The organism is Alicyclobacillus mali NBRC 102425, from assembly GCF_001570745.1.
Taxonomy (GTDB): Bacteria; Bacillota; Bacilli; order Alicyclobacillales; family Alicyclobacillaceae; genus Alicyclobacillus; species Alicyclobacillus mali.
Window position 1 is genome coordinate 1 of sequence record NZ_BCSG01000083.1, and the last position, 710, is coordinate 710.

Annotated in this window: 1 protein-coding gene; it reads right to left on the reverse strand. The window is 55.2% G+C overall.

Annotated elements, in window-relative coordinates; translation table 11 throughout:
* Positions 1 to 100: 100 nt before the first annotated feature.
* Positions 101 to 710, reverse strand: a 610-nt coding sequence (locus tag AMA01_RS13465; RefSeq protein WP_156468475.1) for a transposase, incomplete at its 5' end; no start/stop codon positions are given.

The following is a 710-nucleotide window of genomic DNA, read 5'->3' on the forward strand; positions in this document are numbered from 1 at the left end:
CACGCACACTTCTCGTGAAAGATAACTCATTCCATAAAAATCCTTTTCTGCTGTGTGGATAGATCACGCCCCTTCAGTGGTGTTCGTTCGAAGCATCAGGTTAAGCCACCTGCTCGAGACGATTCGTCCGGTGCATCGCCAGAGCAGATGCCAACAGTACACTGGCGTTGATGTACGCATGCGCTGTGACCTTCTCGATACCCCGCACATGCAGGTCGTCAAGCATGAGCTGCTCTTTCAGCCGTGAAAAGCAGCGTTCCACCGCGGTCCGTTCATCGTAAAGCATCTTCCATGTCCGAGAGCCGCGATGTGGATTCGCGTATCGACGGACGTCCTCATCGATGTGCTTCTTCACGACCATACCGTAATTCGACGCGGAACAGGCAGCCATGCCAAGCGGGCAATCGACATGTCCTGTCGCATGGGGACAGCGAAACTTGAGCCAGGTGTTATGGACGCCCCAATACGTCATTCGGTACCCCATCGTGCAGCGGGGCGTGCCGTCGAAATCCATCCCTTCCGGCGGCTCTTTCTCATTCCGGCGATTCATCGGAATGATAGCCTGAGCGCCCAATGCTCGAGCGGCTTCATAGTTTTTCGTCTGGTCGTATCCCGCATCCATCAACACGAAGCGAATCCGCCAATCTTGGCGATGGAGCTCCTCCATCAAGGGAATGGCCATCTCTCCATCGTAGACGTTCGCTGGCGTC